We start from the raw sequence: 21,126 nt of genomic DNA, 5'->3' as shown, positions 1-21,126 counted from the left end.
GTGTCAAATATTACTACTAGTTTATTTCAAGAAATGGTGCAGTCTGCATCTACTCGTTTGAATAAACAGGCTGAATATGTCAATTCTTTAAATGTTTTTCCTGTGCCGGATGGTGACACAGGTACCAATATGGGAATGACCATTGAAAATGGAGCAAAAGAAGTTGCAGATAAATCTGCTTCTACTGTTGGTGAAGTGGCTGGAATTTTTGCTAAAGGTCTCTTGATGGGGGCGCGTGGGAATTCTGGTGTTATTACTTCACAGCTTTTCCGTGGTTTCTCTCAGAGTGTGAAAGAAAAGGAAGAATTAACAGGACAAGATTTAGCTCTTGCTTTTCAGTCTGGAGTTGAAGTGGCCTACAAAGCTGTGATGAAGCCTGTTGAAGGAACGATTTTAACTGTTTCTCGCGGGGCTGCAATCGGTGCTAGAAAAAAAGCAGAAGAAACAGACGATGCTGTTGAGGTGATGAAGGCTGCTCTTGAGAGTGCTAAGATAGCTCTTGCGAAGACACCAGATATGCTTCCGGTCTTAAAGGAAGTGGGAGTTGTGGACTCTGGTGGTCAAGGTTTGGTGTTCATCTATGAAGGCTTTTTGGCAGCGTTGACAGGTGAATACATTGCATCCGAAGAGTTTCAGGCAACGCCTGCAACAATGACGGAAATGATTAATGCAGAGCATCATAAGTCAGTAGCGAGTCATGTGGCAACAGAAGACATCAAATTCGGTTATTGTACTGAAATCATGGTGGCTTTGAAAAAAGGTTCAACGTATGTAAAAGAATTTGATTATGATGAATTTCGCAATTATTTGAATGAATTGGGGGACTCACTCCTTGTCGTCAATGATGACGAAATTGTAAAGGTTCATGTCCACACGGAAGATCCAGGTTTAGTCATGCAGGAAGGCTTGAAATATGGAAGCCTTGTCAAAGTCAAAGTAGATAATATGCGCAATCAACATGATGCACAAGTTGAAAAGGAAGAGCGTGAGAACAAGCAAACTGCTGAAGAAAAGGAGTATGCTGTTATTGCAGTTGTGGCTGGTGAAGGTTTGGCAGAAATCTTTAAGGCACAAGGAGTAGACTACATCATCTCCGGTGGTCAAACGATGAATCCTTCAACAGAAGATTTTATTAAGGCAGTTGAACAGGTCAATGCTCGCCATATCATTATCTTGCCAAACAATAAGAATATTTTCATGGCGGCACAATCGGCAGCTGAGGTAATTGAACAACCTGCTGCAGTAATAGAAACAAGAACGATTCCGCAAGGTTTAACAAGCCTATTGGCTTTTGATTCAAGTAAATCTATTGAGGAAAATCATGACCGAATGACGGCTGCTCTTACGGATGTGATAAGTGGTAGTGTGACAACAGCTGTTCGCGATACAACGATTGATGGATTGGAAATTCATGAAAACGATAATCTTGGTATGGTAGATGGAAAAATTGTTGTGTCTAATCCGGATATGTTGACAACATTGAATGAAACATTCAGTAAAATGTTAGATACAGACAGCGAAATTGTGACGATTTACATCGGTGAAGATGGAAGTGAAGATTTGGCCAATGAATTGGCTCAAGATATTACTGAAAAATTTGAAGATGTAGAAGTGGAAATCCATAAAGGTGGACAACCAGTTTATCCATATCTTTTTAGTGTTGAATAAAATCAAAGAATCATTGAAAGGCGACTCTTTGTCAACTGTAGTGGGTTACCCAAAAGTCATACCCTGAAGAGGACCGAATTGGTTCTCTTCTTTTTGATATTCAAAGCGATGATGATTCTAGTTTTAAAGTTTTTAAAGTTTTCAAAGTTTCGGAAGCCAAAAGCGTTGCGCTTGATGACCTTGATAAGGTTCTTCGTAGCTTCTAGTTTTGCATTTGAGTAAGGGAGTTCAAGAGCGTTGATAATTTTATCTTTGTCCTTGAGAAAGGTTTTAAAAACAGTCTGAAAGATAGGATTTATACAAGAAATTGTTTTTCCAATGAGTCCAAAGAAATGTTCAGCTTGTTTCTCTTGAAAATGAAAAAGTAAGAGTTGGTAGAGTTCATAGTGTTCTTTGAGTTCTTGAGAGTAAGAGAGCAGCTTGTCAAGAATCTCTTGATTTGTCAAGTGCATACGAAAAGTCGGACGATAAAAGCGTTTATGACTTAGTTTTCGACTATCTTGTTGAATGAGTTTCCAGTAGCGTTTCAGCGCCCTATATTCATGAGACTTTCGATCTGATTGCTTCATGATTTGAACACGAATACGACACATAGCCCGGCTGAGATGTTGTACAATGTAAAAGCGATCGAGGACGATTTTAGCGCATGGAAAAAGTTGCCTAGCCAAGTCATAGTAGGGACTAAACATATCCATGGTAATGATTTTCACTCGGCATCTAACCGGTCTAGAATAATGAAGGAAGTGATTGTGAATCCTCGCTTGAGTTCGTCCATCTAGGATAGTTATGACCTGTCTTGAGTCGAAATCCTGTGCAATGAAGCTCATCTTTCCTTTCTTGAAGCTGTATTCATCCCAGCTCATGTGTTCTGGAAGGTAGCTAAGGTCAGTCTTGAACTTGAATTCTTTCAATTTATGAATGACGGTGGAAGTAGATACAGATAAACTTTCAGCGATGGTAGTCATAGGGACTTTCTCAATCAATTTTTGTGTGATTTTCTGGTTGACGATAGTTGCGATTTGGTGATTTTTCTTGACGAAGGAAGTCTCAGCTACAGCCATTTTTCCGACAGACTTTACAGCGGAAACGGCGTTTTCTCAATCGAATGAGAGTCTTGAATCCCGCACACTCTAGATAGGGAATTTTTGATTCTTTCTGGAAGTCATATTTAGCCATTTGTCCTTGGCAGTGAGGGCATTTAGGCTCAGGATAATCTAGCTTAGCAATGATTTCTTTATGCGTTCCAGCATCTAGAACATCCAAAATAGTGATGTTAGGGTCTTTTATTCCGAGTAAGTTTGTGATAAAATTTAATTGTTCCATAAGATTCTTTCTAATGATGGTTTGGTCACTTTTCATTATAGGTCTTATGGGACTTTTTTTCTACAACAAAATAGGCTCCATAATTCCTAAAATGGTTTTACCCACTACAGAAATTATAGAGCCTGAAAGGCGACTCAACCGAGTCGCCTTTTTTGTGACATTTGTCATGTGAAACGATGACAAAATCATCTAGTTGGAATTTTTGACAAAATATATAATAGAATTATCAAAAGGAAAGGCAGCTGGTTTATGAAAAAGATGTTCAGCTCTCTATATTTTAGTGATTCAGCAATCAATGAGAATTGGTCATTATAATGTAATATCTTGATGAAGACTGATAACGAGTATTCTGTACGGCTTATTCTTTGGAAGTAGGATTTCCAATCAAGATAGGATCACTGGTATTTTACCCTATTTTTGGAGTGTCTGTGCAATCTTGGTTGCTCAGTCTTTATGTATGTACTTATCAAGGAGGAAAAAGATGAATTTGATTGAAGTAAAGGATTTGTCCAAAGAGATTCGTGGGAAAGAAATTTTGAAAAATATTTCTTTTACAATTAACGATGGAGAATGTGTGGCGTTGATTGGTCCAAATGGGGCTGGGAAAACGACATTAATGGATTGCTTGTTGGGCGATAAGTTTCTTACAGGTGGACAGGTCGGGATTCAGAGTTTGCAGCCGACAAATAATCAATTGAAACAGGTAGTTGCTATTTTGCCACAAGAAAACACAGTCATGGCAGATTTGAAGGTAAATGAACTATTAAACTTTTTCCAAAGTGTTTACCCAAATAGTCTGAGCAATCAGGAAATTGATGTTCTGTTGAAATTTACGGATAAGCAAAAAGAACAGTTGGCCAGTAAATTATCTGGTGGACAAAAACGGTTACTTTCTTTTGTTTTAGCTCTTATCGGGCGTCCGAAGATACTCTTTTTAGATGAACCAACTTCTGCTATGCATACTTCTACAAGACAGCATTTTTGGGAAGTTGTGGATGAACTAAAGAAAAATGGTGTGACTATTGTTTATTCTTCTCACTATATCGAAGAAGTGGAGCATACAGCGGATCGTATTTTGGTGCTACATAAGGGAGAACTAATCCGAGATACGACGCCGTATGCCATGCGTAGTGAAGAACAGGAAAAACACTTCACTATTCTGCTTTCTTACCGAGCTATTGTAGAAGACTTACCTGAAGCAACCGAAATCGAAATCAAGCAAAGTGCTCTGTCCTTTGCAACTAAAGAGGCCAGTAAAGTATGGCAAGTCTTGATCCATAATGGCTGTACGATTGAGGAAATTGAAGTACGCAACCGAACGTTGTTGGATAGTATTTTTGAGACAACATAAGAATAGGAGTTTGTGATGAAACAATTGATGAGTTTAATGGAAATCGAATTGATATTGGCAAAACGACAAGTGACTTACTATTTATTGTCTATTGGGATGCCGACGGATTTTTATCTATTGTTCTCTGGAATATACTCTACCAAGTAATTTTTTGCGAGATTATTTGTTTTCAATGACAGCCTTTAATATGATGTCAACAGCTTTCTTCTCTTTTCCTAGTACATTGCATACAGATAAAATTAGTAATTGGCAGAAAACAATCGTTCATTCTCCTGTTTCTGTGGTAGAATATTATATATCTAAGTTTTTGGCGATGATGATAGATTACTTGCCTGCGATTACAGTCGTATTTTCAGTTGGGCATATCGTCCGTCATGTGAATGTGCCAATGATGGATTGGTTTGTATCGGCAGGGATATTGATGATGGGGAGTGCAGCCTTTGTTGTACTTGGACTGTTGCTAGCGCTGATTCCGAATACACAGTTTGTTTCTGTGATTGGCAATATTGTTTATATGACCTTAGCTATTCTCGATGGGCTTTGGTTTCCATTGACGATGTTTCCGAGTTTGATGCAGGCAATCGGCAAAACTTTGCCAACTTATCAATTGATGAACTTGATTTCTGTCTATTTGAACCAGCATCGTCTTGATTGGGGTTCTGTACTCTAACTTAGTTGTATTTACCTTGTGGGTGAGTGGTTTGATTTTGTGCATAAAAAACGGATTGAGGTAAAATAATTTGATGTGGGAAAAATTTAAAAATATTCACCATATGTTTCATGTTGCTGTAGTTTTTATCTTTTTTCCGATAGCGGGTGTCATAAGTGGTGATTACCCGCTTTTAACCTTGCTGTGGACAGCTATTTTTATCGGTGCGTATTATACGATTTTGCTAAGTAATCATAAAATGTTTCAACAGATTTCGTGGTTGATTTTACTTGTCTATATTTTCTATAGCTCGATTTGGTTGAATTCTGGTTTTGTCTGGTACATTTTTTATCTTTCCAATCTTTTTGTTTATCATTTTAAGGAGATGTCTTTTAAATCCTGGCGCTTTGGGAGTTTTTTGACCTTGCAACCCCTTCTTCTAATTAGTCTTTATATGAAAAATCCAGTTGATATCTCCTATCTTTCGTTTTTATTTTTCAGACTTAATGACTTTTGGTCTTCATCGAATACAGCTTTCTGAGTAAATCAAGGAAGAAAAAATGAAGCAAAATGCTGGCACTGCACCCCCAAAATGGGACAGTAGAAAAACACTATTAGTGGATATGTCAAGAAAAAGTAGACACAAAGTTAAGTGGATTAGAGACTATTTGTCTCAAATTCTATTGGTGACCGATATCCTAATGCAGAATGAAGATGTTTTGGATTATAATAGGTTTCAATGTATTTAAAGATTTCAAGTTGAGCTTGTTCAATGGATGCAAAATGTGCATCGTTGACAAGCTCTCTTTTTAATGTTTTATAAAAGGATTCCATAAGGTAAGGGTTCCCTTTTCGATTCATGCTAGATTTGCATTTTTTCTTCCTAAGCAAGTCTTGGAATCGTGCTCCGGTATATTGTGAACCTTGATCTGTATGGACTATTAATCCTTCCTTAGGTCTTTCTCTATGATAAGCTTGATTAAAAGCATCTGTTACCAACTGGTCTTGCATGCGATTTCCCATCGCCCAACCTACAATTTTTCTGCTATAGATATCTATAAAGACAGATAAATAAAGTGTTCCTGCTTTTGTAGGAATATAAGTTAAATTTCCTAGCCAGATTTCATTCTTACCTTTCGTTTGAAAACACTGATTGATCAAATTTGGACGTGTCAATGAGGAACGCCGACGGTTATAGTACTTGTATTTATAGCGGCTTCCTTTAGCATAGAGACAAAGTTCATGAAGTAATCTACCAACACGTTTACGATTGACCTTTATCCCTTGTCGATAGAGTTCTTGAGTGATTCGGACACTACCATAGCGTTCTTTATGGTCATAGAAAATAGCCTTAATAATCTCCTTTAATATTTCATTCTCTATCTGTCTTGAAGATGGCTTACGTTTTAGATAGGTATAGAAACCTGAACGAGATACTTGAAGTGTTTGACAAGCATGATTAATATTTAAGCTAGAACTATTTTCCTTTAAAAATTGGAATTTTATTTTCGTTTTGGCTCCAAGAAGACCTGAAACTTTTTTAGAAGAACTAATTCCTCTTGTAATATCTTATTTTCTTTTTCGAGTTTTTTAATCTCAAATTGAGCATGACGAAAAGCGCTCCCAAGGCCTGAGAATGCACTTTCTCCATATTTTTCATATTATTGAACCCAACGATATAAACTATTTGGATGAATTCCTAAAGTCGAACTAACGCTTTTTACAGACTGCTCTTCCTCTGTAATGAGTATGACAGCAGAGAGTTTAAATGCTTTATCAAATATAATGATTTCCCTCGTTTTCACTTAACTTTGTGTCTACTATTTCTTGACATATCCAACAGAAGTGGTTTTCTTGTGTCTCATTTTATGGGGCTAGTACCTGCTCAACTTAATCTTTTTTAGCAGAAAATAAGCGCAATCGAATCGGACGTGATTTGCACGACAGTTTAGGACACACCTTTGCTATGCTGAGTTTGAAAACAGAATTAGCCCAACAACTTCTCAAGATGAGTCAATATGAGCAAGCAGGTAAAGAATTGGCAGAAGTGCATGACATTAGCAAGCAATCAATGGCTGATGTGAGACGAATTATTGATAATTTGAAAAGTCGAACTTTGCATGAAGAGTTGATAACGATTCAGACCATGTTGGAAATGAGTGATGTTCGTGTTCATTTGGACAATCAGCTCAATATAGCTAGTATTTCACCTAGCATGCAATCCAGCATTACTATGATTTTACTAGAACTAGCAACAAATATTATCAAGCATGCTCAAGCTAAACATTGTATAATTTATCTCATTTCAGATGCAAGGAACTTGATTCTTGATGTGGAAGATGACGGAATAGGTTTTGAGGAAATAACAGGAAAGGAGTTACATTCTATTCGTGAGCGCTTAACGATTTTGTCTGGTAATGTAGAGATTTTAAATCACCGCAAGCCAACTAAAATTCAAGTGGTGATAGCAATAGAGGAGTAAAAGATGAAACTTTTAGTAGCAGAAGATTAAAGTATGTTATGAGATGCTTTGTGTCAATTATTGAACATGCAGCCAGATGTGGAAGAAGTCTATCAAGTAGCAAATGGTCAGGAAGCGATAGAGTTACTACAATTTCAAAAGGCAGATGTGGCTATTTTAGATGTAGAAATGCCGAAAAAACAGGCTTGGAAGTGTTGGAGTAGCTAAAAGAGCAACACTCTGAATCAAAAGTTATTATCGTTACTACTTTCAAACGTCCAGGCCATTTTGAAAGATCTGTGAAAAACGGTGTGGGTGCTTATGTTTTAAAGGAGCGCAGCATTGCAGATCTGATGAAAACGACTCACACCGTTTTAGAGGAAAAAAAGAATATTCACCTGAGCTGATGGAAGTCATGATGACAAGCAAGAATCCCTTGTCTAATCAAGAAACTTTGGTATTAAAAGTGGCAGCAGCCGGAGTTCCAAGTAAAGAGATTGCTCAGAAACGTTACTTGTCACATGGAACAGTCCGAAATTATATGTCAAGTATTTTAACAAAATCAGCAGCAGAAAATCGATTCGAAGCAGTTCGGATTGCTCAAGAAAATGGCTGGCTGTAAAAGTAGAGTTGTTTGAAGATAGAAACTTATCTGGTTCAAATTTCAAGTGATTGCTTGTTTTATATTATGAATAAAAACACATAATTATATAAAAAGTGCGTTTAAATTCTTTATAAATGGACTTTTTATATACGAAATGAAATATTTGTGCTTGTGAAATATAAAAAAATTATTCAAAAAGTAGTTAAAAAATATTTACTTGAAAGCATTTTTTTCGTATAATGTATTTGATAGAAATTGGACGGTTGTCTTACTACGAAGTACAAAGATTAGCTAGCCTTTGTTTTGTACAATGTTATTATCTGAGGTTAGGCCGTTTTAAGTCTACTAGATTAGAATTGCTATCATAACTCAGCCAATGTTTGATTCCCTAACTTCTATCACATATTTGTATTATTACATATTGTTTTATAAGGAGGTGAAGTCTATGTTGAAATTTTCTTCAAATGTTTTAGCTACTAGTGTGGCAGATACAACACAAGTTGCGCCTGGCGGATGTTGCTGCTGTAGTTGCACATGCTGCTTCTCTATATCAACAGGTGGCGGAAACTCAACTGGTGGTTCAACAACTTTACCATCACCAGGTAAATAATGCTATCAAATATTATCCAGAGAGTTGACACATTCACTAATTGCTAGCTATTAGTAGAACCTAACAAAAGCTTTCTGGATGATATTTGCTTTGATAAAATTAGGTACAATTAGATATTTACATAACCTAGTTTAACTATTTGGTAGTAATTCATTGGTATCATATGTGTTAATGAATTACTACTCTTTATTATTTGTAAGAGTAGAAAGGTATGTATGTCATTTTTTTCAAAGGATAATATCCGTTCGACTGTTCCAAGACATCTTACAGGAGAAGAAGCTCGTCAATTATTTGAATTTAATACCAATTACTTCTCTTTCTCGGATTATCATCATCAAACCGTTTTAAAAACATCAAAGCAATTAGTCGCTCAACATCTAATGCCTTATGAAAGCGATAATTTAAGCCAAGAATTTTTAATGAATTATAAGGCTAATAATGATTACTTGGGTTTTAAAACGAGTGTTTCCGAATTTTTTACAGACTCAGCTATCACAAATTTTACCAATAGTTCTTATTTTGAAGATTTTCAAAATGTTATAGCATTGCCTCAAGCCAAAAAGTTAGCTCCCTCCTTATCTACCTGTATCGTGAATAGACGTAGCCACCGCCGGTTCAAAGCAATGAAAATGCCAAAACAAGATTTAGCGAATCTACTTTACTATGCTTGTGGCGTTAGTGGGGAAGCAACTGTTAAGCAAGAGATTCAAAAAAAAGTTGCTTTAAGAAACTGTGCCTCTGGGGGAGGACTATATCCGATTACTCTCTATTTTTATGCGAGACAAGTTGAAGGATTAGAAGATGGTTATTATGAATATTTACCCTATCAACATGCTTTGAGATGCCATCTCATTGCTCCAGCAGAAGATATGAGAGCTCTTGCAGAGTTTGGAGCAATCAATGCAGAAGATAGTAATCTTGTTTTTATGTATGCCTATAATTATCTAAAAAACACTAGAAAATATGGTAATCAAGCAACGGTTTATGCATTTATTGAAGCTGGTGAAATAGCTCAAAATATTCAATTGGTTTCTACAGCATTGACATATGGCAGTTTGGATATTGGTGGATACAATAAAGAATATATAGAAGAAAAGTTAGATCTAGATGGAATTAATCATCATGTGATACATATGACTGTTGTCGGAAATAAGGAGTTTTCATGAAATATCAATTAAATAGTAATGTTCGAATTGTTCAATTCAATGAAATATTTTGTTTTAGAAAAGGAATTTGGGACTTTAATGAAGCTACTTTGGACATTCGTCAAGAATCTCAAGCATTAAAAGCAGTCTATTGCGAGATGATTTCTGCGTTGTTTAAAGGACAAGCAATTGAAATTACTGCTTTTGAAGAACGTTTAGATGCAGATGATTTTGCGAAATTGTCTCAGGTTATTGAAGCGTTGTATTATAGTGATTTGCTGATGCAAGAAGATAAGTACACCATCCAAGAAAATATGATGCAAATTTTAATGGGAGGCTCTCGTTTTCTTGCAGAAGATGGACAAGAAATGAATACAGCTTCAATATTATTTATCAGCGATGTTGATTTTGTAAATGATTCTGCCTGTGAATTAGCAAAAGTGATGGGAGTGAACATTGAGGTTGCAAGTGATGAACTAAAATCGAAAATTCAAACTACTGATGTGTCATCGCGTCTGGATGCTTTGGTTCATCGACAAAATATGCAGATATTGATAGAAGAATTAAAAGTTTATCAAGCTATTGTTGTATGTCAAGAGCGACTCAACATAACAATGATGCGTCATCTAAACGAAGTCATTGTTTCTTTGAAACAGCAGTTGATTGTTGGGTTTGTGGATGGTCCGTTTATCCATGCTTGTACTTTGAATCCACCACACACAGCAGATTTCGATAGTTTGGAACGACGTGTTTTAGCGCGTTTACAAGATCATACTTTGTATCAACATTTTGCAAATCAACTATTACCACCTACACAATCTGTCAGTCAGGCATTTTTACCACTATTGAATATTCTGATGAATTTAGTCGTTAGTGAAGCTTTTTTAGTAGCTCGTACGGGAAATTCAAAATTTGAGGGGCGCCTGTTAAGTATCTACTTACCTACTTTGGAAATTCAAGTGCAAGATATTTTGAAAATGGCTAATTCTCAAACGCAAGGTGCCTTAGCAAAACTTAGATATGAGGATCAGCAAATTTCAACACGTGAAATAGTTAGAAATTTGTTGAGAGAAGACAAGGAATAAATGTATGCTAAATTATTATCCTTCATTTAATCAAATTTTTTCAGAATTTAAAGCTTTAAGTGGCAATCGGACAGGGATTTTGAACCAGACTCAAGTACCTATTTGCAATCATCCTCATGATGTATATTTAAAAAGTGTAACGGGTCAGATGCCAGATTACCATAAGCAATTTATCGGTGAGAACAGTCAGGTTAGTTACCATATCATTGGATACGGAAGCCATTATGAAGAAGCGCTGATTAAGTACTTAGGCGAAAGCATTGAGCGGTATGCAACAATTATTGCAGCAGATTTATTGGCTGATCGGATAGTTTATGCTTCCTATGCAGAACTGAGCCAGACAAATCGTGTTATGCCATTAGAGTATCTACGTGTCTTTACAAAAAAGCAGATTGAACAAAGTATCGCTTTTCATATGACAATGTGCCAAAAAGAGGTGACAGAAGAAGATGTCCTTGGCTGGGTGAAATGTCCCCTGTTGTTTGAAGATGAAGAGATGTATATCCCTGTTCAAATGCTCTGTGTGGGGTATAAACCAAATCATGAAGTTGGAGAACAGTATATTATTCCGGGATTTTCAACGGGAACAGCTTCGCACAAGACGTTAGAAGCAGCTATGTGCAATAGTGTCATTGAATATCTGCAAATTGATTCTATGATGTTGAGCTGGCATACTAAAAAGCCTTGTCGTCGGATTGAAATTGACGATCCAGATATCCTAGCTATTTTAGAGGAAGCACATTTGGGTGAAGATAGCCTTTATGAAATTATTCCAATTGATATGACCATCGGAGAGGACAATCCACTCTATACATTTGGCGTTATCTTGAAAAACAAATATCAAGAAGCTCCGTATTTGCTATTTGGTGTTCAAGCTGGTCTTGATCCAAAACATACACTTCTTCGTGGGATTATGGAAGCTTCAGCTATTAGTTATAGTTATTATTACAATTTACTGTATAATCAAGAGGCTTTAAGCAATATCGAAAGCACAGAACCACAATTTTTGGATCTGGATAGCAATGTATTTTACTATGCTCATGCCAAAAACCAAGAGAAAAAGTGGCAAGCCTTTGAGCCACTTATTTCTGGGAGTGTTACACTGAGTGAACTAGACGATCATAGTGGTAAAAATAAAAAAGACGATTTGAGGATTTTGCTTGATTATACGAAAAAGGTCAGTCCTAACGCAGTATTTTTAGATATGACACCGCCCGAAGCAGCTGAAAAAGGTTGGTACGTTACGCGTGTCTTAATGCCAGACTTGCTTGAAATGTGCATTCCAGCTTTTCCATTTGCAAATCATCCGCGCATGAGACAGTTTGGAGGTGTAACACATGAATTTGTACACCCTATGCCTTAGCTTATGTTTTTTATTAGTTAGTTTAAATCCATCGATTCCCATGCAAGCTATTTTTGGACGAAATCCAAGCGGTTATGGTTTTGATTTATCACGATTTTTAAAAGCAGTCAATGCTTATTATGTCATAATGTTTTTAGGAATTGGTCTGCTATATCCTAGGTTCATTCAATTTTATGGACAAGTCAGCTTTGCTTATCTGCCTCTTGCTATTCTCTTGATAATTGGAATGTTTCTTTTGGAAGTTAGCTTTTCGCATGGGCTTCGCTGTTTAAAAGCTCAAAAATGGTTGCCTTTGAAATTGTCTTTCGTAGGGGCTGCTTCTCGTCCTATTGATGTTGTGCTGACGCTTTCTCTTGCTTTTTTTGAGGAAATGACCTATCGTTTGTTATGGTTTGACATTCTATTGCAGAAATGGGAACTTCCCTTTATCCTGGTCCTTCTCATCACTACCATTTTTTATGCACTCAATCATCTTCTAATGGGAAAAGAAATACTGTATGCAAAATTACTGACTGGTCTTTTATATGGTATAATTTATTATTGGAGCGGAAATATTTGGCTAGTTCTTTTTATCCACATTGGTGGAAATTTATGGATTGATTGCTTAAGTATTTATCAAGCAAAGAAAAGAGGTGCTTTATGACAACAATTGTGATAATTGCAGCTCTGCTTTTCCTTGCGTGTCTTACCTTTTGGCTAAACAAAGAAAATTTGCGAGTATTGAGGCGGTGGCATTTACATTATGTTAGTAACTTACCCTATCGCCAAGGTATTGAAATCATTTTATTAAGCTTTCAGCTATGTTTGATTTTCGGTTATTTCCTTTTTCTTTGGAGCAAGGGAGAAAGTACATCCTATTTTGTCTCCTTTTTAGGGCAAGGAAATTTCGATTGGCGATTTTTCTGCTTTTTAATCTTATATATATTGGCCTTAATAGAAGTGACAATGTTCGTTTTAATTGGGCTGATAGAAGTTGTTTTTAAGATAGATAGTCGAGCTACTTTTCAAAAAATGACATGGTTGGCATTTACAAAACAGCAGCCACTAACTAGTATTCTTTTTCTTTTGTTGACAACGTTGACAGATGCTGCTTTCTATTTTGGAATTGTTCACCTTTCACTTAGAGAGGAACGTTGGGGATTTCTTTTGACTGTTCTTAGTTTTGCTGTCGTGAAAGCTTGCTCTTTCAAAGGGAATCCAGAAAAAATAGTTGCATTTTTACTATTTTTAAATATAGGTATTTGGTGTATGGTAGCCACCTTATTATATAGTTGGTTCGTTGGTATGTTGCTTCTTGGTTTAACTTACATGATAATTAGTTTTAAAGAGCAACATAGATAAATTAAAGAAAGGGAACATTTATGAGTCTTGTAGAATTAACAGACGTTATCAAAGTTTACTCAGGAGGAAAAACAGCGGTTGATCACGTGTCTTTTTCGCTTGAAAAAGGAAAAATTTATGGATTATTAGGACCGAATGGAGCCGGAAAATCTAGTTTAATCAATCTGATTTTAGGACTAACTCCAATGACATCTGGGAAGATCAGTTTGTTTGATCAGCCAATAAAGGTGATTAAAAAAGTGAGTTCAAAAATTGGATATGTTCCTCAAGATATTGCCATTTATCCAGATCTCACTGCTTACGAAAATGTAGAATTGTTTGGTTCTCTTTATGGTTTAAAAGGCGCAACTCTTAAAGAAAAGGTACTGAAAAGTTTGGAATTTGTAGGCTTGACTGACCAAGCGAAAAACTTTCCTCGTCAATTTTCAGGTGGCATGAAACGACGTTTAAATATTGCGTGTGCTTTGGTTCATTCTCCACAGTTGATTATCTTTGATGAACCAACGGTGGGGATTGATCCGCAGTCACGTAATCATATTTTGGAGTCCATTCGTCTTCTCAATGCACAAGGGGCGACAGTTATTTATACAACCCACTATATGGAAGAAGTTGAAGCACTATGTGACTATATCTATATCATGGATCATGGAAAAGTGATTGAAGAAGGAAGCAAAGGCGATTTAGAAAAACGTTATGAAAAAGACTTTGCTCAAAAGATAATGGTAACAGTAACAGACGGAGGGATTTCTGGCTTGGCAAATGAACCAAATTGGAAGATTACAGAGCTAGATCATGAAATTATCATAACAGTTGAGAATGAAAGTATTCAAAGGGTGATTGAAAAGTTAAACCAAGCTCACATTCATTTTAGTGAAATTCGTCATACACATTTGAATTTAGAAGAAATCTTTTTACACTTGACCGGTAAGAAGTTAAGAGATTAGGGGTTGCTATGATTCTATTTCATTTAATTAAAAAAGAAAGTCTGCAAATCTTTAGAAATCGAACGGCGATTTTGATGATGATTATTTTTCCTATCTTGATGATAGTGATTTTGAGTTTTGCTTTCAAATCCAGTTTTAATACAACAACTACCGTTCCCCATCTGAAAGTTCGCTATCAGCTTGAAGGAGCTGAAACAGATTACCAGAAGAATTTCACAAAATTTCTAAAAACGTTAAATAAAGAACTGGGATTTGAAGCAAAAGTGAGTAAGAACCTGTCCGCAGATAAACAAAAAGTCAGCGAAGGAGCTTTAACGGCTACTCTAGAAGTAAAAAGCGATAAAACAATTAAGGTGACGACCAACCGCATCAATCAACAGAATGCAGACTTGGTGAAGATGTTGGTTGATACTTATGTTGATAATGCTAAAACCTATGACTCGATTGGAGAGCTTTATCCAGCCACCCTTAATAATATCAAAAAAAGAACGGTTGATTATATTAAAACGACCTCTATCCAAACCAGCAAAGGTATGACTTCGGCAGACTATTATGCCATTTCCATGTTCACCATGATTACTTTTTATAGTATCATGTCAGCTATGAATTTAGTTCTCTCAGACCGTCAGTTAGGTGCGGTAAATCGTATCCGTTTGACAGGTGTTTCTAATGTTCATATTCTTTTGGGAAAATTAATGGGAGGCATGTTTGCAACTGGTGTTCAACTAACTGTCTTGTATATCTTCACACGTTTTGTTATGCAAGTAAATTGGGGTAGTCATCATTTGCAGATTCTTGGTGTGACAGCGTCTTTGATTTATCTTTCCATTGCAATTGGAATCGGACTGGCTAGCGGTATCCGAAATGAATCTTTCTTAATGGTGACTTCAAATGCCGTCATTCCAATCTTTGCTTTCTTAGGGGGAAGTTATGTTCCTCTATCCACTCTTAATAGTGAATTTATCAATCAATTATCAAATATTTCCCCTATTAAATGGGTCAATGATAGTTTATTCTATCTTGTATTTGGAGGGCAAACCAATCCTATCCCAACGACTTTACTCGTTAATCTAGGCTTAGGAACTGCCTTTATCCTCTTTGCCCTATTTCGGATGAGAAAGCAGGTGACAGCATGATTTCCTTTATAAACATTCTTTTTAAGAAAATTTGTCGCAAAAAATCAAGCTACGTGACCTTTATCTTATTGCCGATTTTGACCACTTTACTAGCACTCTCTTTAAGTTTTACAGGTGAAAGTGCTGCGAAGATTGGGATTTTAGATAAGGATAAAAGTCAAGTTTCAAAACAGTTTGTTTCACAAATCAAGCAAAATGAAAAATATGATATTTACACGAAATTTGATGAGAAACAGATAGATAACTACCTAAAAAATAAAACGTTAGAGGCTGTTTTAGTGATTGACAAAGGCTTTGGAAACAAAGTGCTTCGTGGGCAAACACAAAAGTTGAATTTGCGCGCTATTTCTAGCAGTCAAGTGACAGAATGGTTTAAAGCCAATGCAAACTATCTTTTGGAAAATTATAATACGATAGGGGATGCTGCAGCTGGTGATCAGACGATTTTTAACAATATCTTAGCTCATAATAAAAAATTGTCCTATAAAGTGCGTCAAACGACCTTAGCAGACCTTTCACAAAGCAAATCTGTTTCCTCAACCACGACTGGTTTTCTTCTGATTCTAATGTTAGGAAGCGCCAGTGTGATTTATAGTGGAATCTTGACTGATAAGACTTCTCAAATCTACAATCGTTTAACCTTATCTAAATTGTCTCGATTGAAATATATGTTGAGCTATGTTTGTGTCGGCCTAGTAGCTTATGCGATTCAAATTGCCATTATTTTGGGAATGTTGAAAGTCGTTAACATCAGCTTTTACATTCCTATCTGGGCTTTGTTAACGACTTTCCTCTTGTTTAGTTTGCTCGTGATTGGCTTTGGGCTTTTTGTAGGGGCGATTTCTAAAAATAGCCAACAAAGCAGCCAGCTGGCGAACCTTATTATTATGCCAACTTCCATGTTAGCAGGTTGTTTATGGCCTTTAAAGATTACACCTAGCTATATGCAAGCAATCGGAAAATTACTACCACAAAATTGGGTGCTTTCAATTGTGGATGTCTTCCAATCAGGTGGAACGATTGCTGCTGCTTGGCCTTATATGACGGCATTATTTGCAGTAGCTGCTATACTGATTGTATTTTCTAGTTGGATGTTAAAACCCATTCATCATTGATGATAAAAAACTTTTAGAGCAAATTTTTCTCTAAAAGTTTTTTTGATGTCTGAAAATGAAACGATAGATGAGGAGAACTGCTAGCTTTAAAATAAGGGAGTTTATACGCTTCCACTATCAAAACTTCTTTTATAATTTGTTTTTGTTTGTAATCGCTTTTGTTTGATAAACTCTTATAAGTATGCTATAATCTTGAAAAAGAAGATAGGAGTTTCATATCATGTTATTTTTAGTATTGCCAATTATTGTTGTCGTACTGATTGTTATTCTTTTTAGTTCCTTATATGTTGTTCGTCAACAGTCTGTAGCAATTATAGAGCGCTTTGGTAGATATCAAAAACTTAGTAATAGCGGAATTCATTTACGCTTGCCATTTGGTATTGATCATATCGCAGCACGTGTGCAATTACGCCTGTTGCAAAGTGAGATTGTTGTCGAAACGAAGACACAAGATAATGTATTTGTCATGATGAATGTTGCAACGCAATATCGTGTGAATGAAAATAACGTAACAGATGCTTACTATAAATTGATTCGTCCAGAAGCTCAAATTAAGTCTTATATTGAAGATGCCTTGCGGTCATCTGTTCCTAAATTGACATTGGACGAATTGTTTGAAAAGAAAGATGAAATCGCACTTGAAGTACAAAAGCAAGTAGCAGAAGAAATGTCTACTTATGGTTATATTATCGTAAAAACCTTGATTACAAAAGTTGAGCCAGATGCAGAGGTTAAGCAATCAATGAACGAAATCAATGCTGCTCAACGGAAACGTGTCGCTGCTCAAGAATTAGCTGAAGCCGATAAAATTAAAATTGTCACTGCTGCAGAAGCAGAAGCAGAAAAAGATCGTCTTCATGGTGTTGGGATTGCAGAACAGCGTAAAGCGATTGTGGATGGCTTGGCAGACTCTATCAAAGAGTTAAAAGGTGCAAATGTTGAATTGAAAGAAGAACAAATCATGTCCATTCTTTTAACCAACCAATATCTTGATACATTAAATAATTTTGCAGATAATAAGGGAAATAATACAATTTTCTTACCAGCCAATCCTGACGGAGTAGAAAGTATCCGAACGCAAATTTTATCAGCTCTTAAAGCAAAATAAAGAATATTCTGAATTATTTTATTCGTCAAAATAAGTTGTCTTTTCCATTGACAAAACAAATAAAAACATTTAAAATGTTTAGTTAGAAATAATAAATAGGAGAAGGAAATGGCTAAATCTAACTTTGAAAAAGTAGAATCAGTTGTTAGCTGGGTTCGTGATAAAAAAATCACGGGTTATCGTATCAGTAAAGAAACGAACGCTCGTGAAATGTCTATCATTGCCCTTGCTCAAGGTCGTGCTAAAGTGAAAAATATTTCATTTGAAACCGCTCTTGGATTGATTGATTTTTACGATAAAAACCACGAAAAGTTTGAAAACTAATCGTTGTATTTTTAGCAGGCTATCAGCCTGCTTTTTTTGTTTGCAATTGTAAAATAGTATAATTTTATACGGAAATAACAAATAATTATAAAGCAGAAAGTTTATTTATTCGCTTCCTATCTAATTCTTTAGAATGAATATTTTTACAGAAAAATGATAAACCGCTTTCTACAATACAATCTATTTTAAAAAATATTCTTAAAAATTAGAGTTTTATTTTTAACAAGAAAATGTTCTAATGAATGTGTATTCAAACATTCTGTTTTGTTTGAATAAAAATTAGTTTTTCAATTGACTCCTTAAAGATTTTGAAGAGAAAATAAAGACGAGACTGGGACAAAAGTCCTTAACCTCGTCAGATTTTTATGAGTTTCTTGCAAGTCTCAGTGATGAGTGGGTTCTATGAGGTTGATAAATCAACCTTTACAGCCCTACTCAACTGTGCGGGGGTGGGACGACAAAATCAAATTTCTTCGAAATTACCGATTTTTGTCCCACTCCCGTCGGTTGTGGATTATCGTAAGTAACGTTGTAAAAATTCTTTTGTGCGTTCTTTCTTAGGGTGAGTAAAAATGTCTTCAGGCTTGCCTTCTTCAGCAATGATGCCTTTGTCCATGAAAATAACACGATTGGAGACATCACGCGCAAACTCCATTTCGTGCGTGACAACAATCATGGTTAAGCCCTCTTGAGCAAGGTCTTTCATTATTCTCAGCACTTCACCGACCATTTCGGGGTCAAGCGCTGAGGTTGGCTCGTCAAATAAAATGGCATCTGGGTTCATGGATAAGGCACGTGCAATAGCAACCCGTTGCTTTTGTCCGCCAGAGAGTTGTTTTGGTTTGGCTTGCCAGTAAGGTTGCCCCATGCCAACTTTTTCAAGATTTTCTTTGGCGATTTTTTCGGCCTCTGCTCGTTCTCGCTTGAGAACAGTTGTTTGTGCGACAATGGTATTTTCAAGAACGTTAAGGTTTTCAAAAAGGTTAAAGCTTTGGAACACCATACCGAGTTTTTCACGGTAATGAGTGAGGTTATAGTTTTCTTCTAGTACATTTTCACCACGATAAAGGATTTCTCCTCCACTTGGCTCTTCAAGGAGATTGATAGAGTGTAAGAAAGTAGATTTTCCACTACCAGAGCTTCCGATGATAGAAATGACTTCGCCGGAGTGGACAGTGAGAGAAATGTCTTTTAAGACTTCATTTTGTCCGTAGGATTTTTTAAGATGATTGATTTCTAAAATGGTATCGCTCATGCCTTTACTCCTTTCGTTTGCATTTGATTAGCGCCCGTTGTGTAATCATCTGTGTCAAAACGCCGTTCTACATAGCGGAGAATGCGTGTTACCGTAAATGTTAGGACAAAGTAGATCACGGCAATAATCGTAAAGGTTTGGAAATATTGGTAAGTTTGGGTGGCAATAGTATTTCCTGAGAAATAAAGTTCAACAACGGAGATAACATTCAGTACAGAAGTATCTTTAATGTTTATGACAAATTCATTCCCTGTAGCAGGTAGAATATTGCGCACGACTTGAGGAAGGACAACTTTGCGCATGGTTTGGTTATGTGTCATTCCCAGAGCAGTTGCGGCTTCAAATTGCCCCTTATCAACAGCAAAGATTCCTCCGCGGACAATTTCACTCATATAAGCACCCGTGTTAATGGAAACGATAAAGATGGCTGCGATTGTACGATCAATGGAAACTCCAAATGCCTGTGCTGTTCCGTAGTAAATAACCATAGATTGAACAATCATAGGTGTTCCACGGAAAATTTCGATGTAGACATTCAGGAACCAACCGAATAAAGTTTGTAAAAGAGCGAGAGCTTTATTTTTGGCTGTAGGAGCGGTGCGGTAAACACCGATTAAGAGACCAATGATGAGCCCTGCAATTGTACCAGTAATGGAAATGAGAAGGGTTAAGCCAGCTCCGCGCAGAAATTGGGGCCAGTTGTCTTTCAGAATCTTTGTCACTTGTCCAAAGAAAGTAGTTTTATCTTTGCTGGTGTCAGTTTCAACAGGTTGGTTTTGAATCATCTTGTCCATTAAAGCGACTTGGTCTTTGGCACTGATTTTAGCGATAGCAGCATTGACTTGTTCTAGACGATTGTCGTTTTTGCGCATTCCGATTGCAATCGTAGCATCCTCTTCATTAACTTCAAAACCTTTTTTGAACTGAATCATTTTAAATTTTGAATTAGCGGATTCTGCTGTGAGGGCTTCGGGACGTTCAGAAATGTAGCCGTCTATCACTCCTGACTCAAGTGCTTGGTGCATTTGAGCGAAGTCGCCCATTGCAGTTTCTTGCTTAGCACCTGTCAGTTGGGAAATCAAATTGTAGAGGTAGACACCTTGTTGAGAAGTGATTTTTGCTCCTTTGAAGTCCTTCAACGTTTTTGCATTGGCATAGGCTCCGTCTTTGTTGACTAGTACCACAGGCTCACTGGTGTAGTAGCTATTGGAAAATGCGATTTCTTTTTTTCGCTCAGCAGTTGGACTCATTCCAGCGATAATCATATCTAATTTACCTGATGTCAATGCAGGGATCAATCCATTCCAAGAAGTTTTGACCACTAACGGTTTTTTGCCCAATGCTTTTGCGACTTGTTTGGCGATTTGGACGTCATAACCATTGGCATATTGGTTGGTGCCTTCGATTTTGACGGCACCATTTTTATCGTCATCTTGCGTCCAGTTGAACGGTGCATAAGCCGCTTCCATTCCGATTCGCAAGTATTCATCGGCTTGAGCTCTATTTGCAAATCCGAAACTAAGCAGCAGAAGTGCAAATAGAGATAAGAATAATTTCTTCATATTTTCTCCTCATCTAAAAATAGCTTCCTTTCATTGTACCGAAAAATGACATGCTTTTCAATATTGGGGAAACCCGTACTTA

16 protein-coding genes and 5 pseudogenes are annotated in these 21,126 nt (G+C 36.5%); 17 read left to right on the top strand and 4 right to left on the bottom strand.

Annotated elements, in window-relative coordinates:
* Entirely contained in the window at positions 1–1,668 is a 1,668-nt protein-coding gene (locus ANG_RS09145) for a DAK2 domain-containing protein (protein ID WP_025271953.1), read from the top strand.
* A gap of 56 nt (positions 1,669–1,724) precedes the next feature.
* Here the strand turns inward: ANG_RS09145 and ANG_RS09140 are convergent.
* Positions 1,725–2,991, bottom strand: a protein-coding gene (locus ANG_RS09140) for an ISL3 family transposase (RefSeq protein WP_148290567.1) whose coding sequence is annotated in 2 segments (ribosomal slippage) — positions 1,725–2,732 and positions 2,734–2,991 — 1,266 coding nt in all. Because the reading frame shifts where the segments join, the coding sequence is not laid out codon by codon here.
* 481 nt (positions 2,992–3,472) lie between these two features.
* On the opposite strand from ANG_RS09140, the gene ANG_RS09135 reads away from it, so the two are divergent.
* The 3 genes and pseudogenes from ANG_RS09135 to ANG_RS11660 all read left to right on the top strand — a co-directional run.
* Positions 3,473–4,342, top strand: a complete 870-nt coding sequence (locus ANG_RS09135) for an ABC transporter ATP-binding protein (protein ID WP_003036434.1) — start codon at positions 3,473–3,475, stop codon at positions 4,340–4,342.
* Between the two features lie 15 nt (positions 4,343–4,357).
* A pseudogene (locus ANG_RS09130) lies at positions 4,358–5,081 on the top strand (ABC transporter permease).
* 4 nt (positions 5,082–5,085) lie between these two features.
* Positions 5,086–5,533: pseudogene (locus ANG_RS11660) on the top strand (sensor histidine kinase); the annotation flags it as partial.
* Between the two features lie 115 nt (positions 5,534–5,648).
* Here ANG_RS11660 and ANG_RS09120 read toward each other — a convergent pair.
* Positions 5,649–6,781, bottom strand: a pseudogene (locus tag ANG_RS09120) (IS3 family transposase).
* Between the two features lie 107 nt (positions 6,782–6,888).
* Here ANG_RS09120 and ANG_RS09115 point away from each other — a divergent pair.
* The 13 genes and pseudogenes from ANG_RS09115 to ANG_RS09060 all read left to right on the top strand — a co-directional run.
* Positions 6,889–7,473 (top strand): annotated as a pseudogene (locus tag ANG_RS09115) (sensor histidine kinase); the annotation flags it as partial.
* A 33-nt stretch (positions 7,474–7,506) separates the two neighbouring features.
* Positions 7,507–8,074, top strand: a pseudogene (locus tag ANG_RS09110) (response regulator).
* A 427-nt stretch (positions 8,075–8,501) separates the two neighbouring features.
* Positions 8,502–8,666 carry a streptolysin S family TOMM toxin gene (locus tag ANG_RS11035; protein ID WP_003036429.1) on the top strand — a complete coding sequence of 55 codons (165 nt, stop codon included), beginning with the start codon at positions 8,502–8,504 and terminating at the stop codon, positions 8,664–8,666.
* A gap of 215 nt (positions 8,667–8,881) precedes the next feature.
* Complete coding sequence (locus ANG_RS09105) at positions 8,882–9,832, top strand: SagB/ThcOx family dehydrogenase (protein ID WP_003036322.1); 951 nt, start codon at positions 8,882–8,884, stop codon at positions 9,830–9,832.
* Positions 9,829–10,896: a streptolysin associated protein SagC gene (locus tag ANG_RS09100; RefSeq protein WP_003036332.1), complete on the top strand. Its 1,068-nt coding sequence runs from the start codon at positions 9,829–9,831 to the stop codon at positions 10,894–10,896. The genes ANG_RS09105 and ANG_RS09100 overlap by 4 nt, the downstream gene beginning before the upstream one ends.
* A 4-nt stretch (positions 10,897–10,900) precedes the next feature.
* Positions 10,901–12,259 carry a YcaO-like family protein gene (locus ANG_RS09095; RefSeq protein ID WP_003036343.1) on the top strand — a complete coding sequence of 453 codons (1,359 nt, stop codon included), beginning with the start codon at positions 10,901–10,903 and terminating at the stop codon, positions 12,257–12,259.
* On the top strand, positions 12,234–12,902 hold the full coding sequence (locus ANG_RS09090; RefSeq protein WP_020999472.1) for a CPBP family intramembrane glutamic endopeptidase: 669 nt from the start codon (positions 12,234–12,236) through the stop codon (positions 12,900–12,902). Before ANG_RS09095 ends, ANG_RS09090 begins: the two co-directional genes overlap by 26 nt.
* Positions 12,899–13,600: a SagF family protein gene (locus tag ANG_RS09085; protein ID WP_003036385.1), complete on the top strand. Its 702-nt coding sequence runs from the start codon at positions 12,899–12,901 to the stop codon at positions 13,598–13,600. The genes ANG_RS09090 and ANG_RS09085 overlap by 4 nt, the downstream gene beginning before the upstream one ends.
* Before the next feature lie 20 nt (positions 13,601–13,620).
* Positions 13,621–14,544 (top strand): ABC transporter ATP-binding protein, encoded by a 924-nt coding sequence (locus ANG_RS09080; RefSeq protein ID WP_025271952.1) that lies wholly within the window; start codon positions 13,621–13,623, stop codon positions 14,542–14,544.
* Positions 14,545–14,552: 8 nt separating this feature from the next.
* A complete protein-coding gene (locus ANG_RS09075) occupies positions 14,553–15,680 on the top strand; it encodes a SagG family ABC transporter permease subunit (RefSeq protein ID WP_003036478.1) in 1,128 nt (375 codons plus the stop codon).
* A complete protein-coding gene (locus ANG_RS09070; protein WP_003031101.1) occupies positions 15,677–16,795 on the top strand; it encodes an ABC transporter permease in 1,119 nt (372 codons plus the stop codon). Before ANG_RS09075 ends, ANG_RS09070 begins: the two co-directional genes overlap by 4 nt.
* Before the next feature lie 220 nt (positions 16,796–17,015).
* Positions 17,016–17,903, top strand: coding sequence for an SPFH domain-containing protein (locus ANG_RS09065; protein WP_003036319.1), 888 nt, complete (start codon positions 17,016–17,018; stop codon positions 17,901–17,903).
* A 108-nt stretch (positions 17,904–18,011) separates the two neighbouring features.
* Positions 18,012–18,227 (top strand): capsule biosynthesis transcriptional regulator, encoded by a 216-nt coding sequence (locus ANG_RS09060; RefSeq protein WP_003025899.1) that lies wholly within the window; start codon positions 18,012–18,014, stop codon positions 18,225–18,227.
* Positions 18,228–18,741: 514 nt separating this feature from the next.
* On the opposite strand, the gene ANG_RS09055 is transcribed toward ANG_RS09060, so the two are convergent.
* Positions 18,742–19,482: an amino acid ABC transporter ATP-binding protein gene (locus ANG_RS09055; protein ID WP_025271951.1), complete on the bottom strand. Its 741-nt coding sequence runs from the start codon at positions 19,480–19,482 to the stop codon at positions 18,742–18,744.
* Positions 19,479–21,044, bottom strand: a complete 1,566-nt coding sequence (locus ANG_RS09050; protein WP_025271950.1) for an ABC transporter substrate-binding protein/permease — start codon at positions 21,042–21,044, stop codon at positions 19,479–19,481. Before ANG_RS09050 ends, ANG_RS09055 begins: the two co-directional genes overlap by 4 nt.
* Between the last annotated feature and the right edge of the window lie 82 nt (positions 21,045–21,126).

Origin of the sequence: Streptococcus anginosus subsp. whileyi MAS624, from assembly GCF_000478925.1 — a bacterium.
Taxonomy (GTDB): domain Bacteria; phylum Bacillota; class Bacilli; order Lactobacillales; family Streptococcaceae; genus Streptococcus; species Streptococcus whileyi.
Note: the sequence above shows the minus strand (reverse complement) of the source record. Positions and strands in the feature narration are given on the sequence as shown.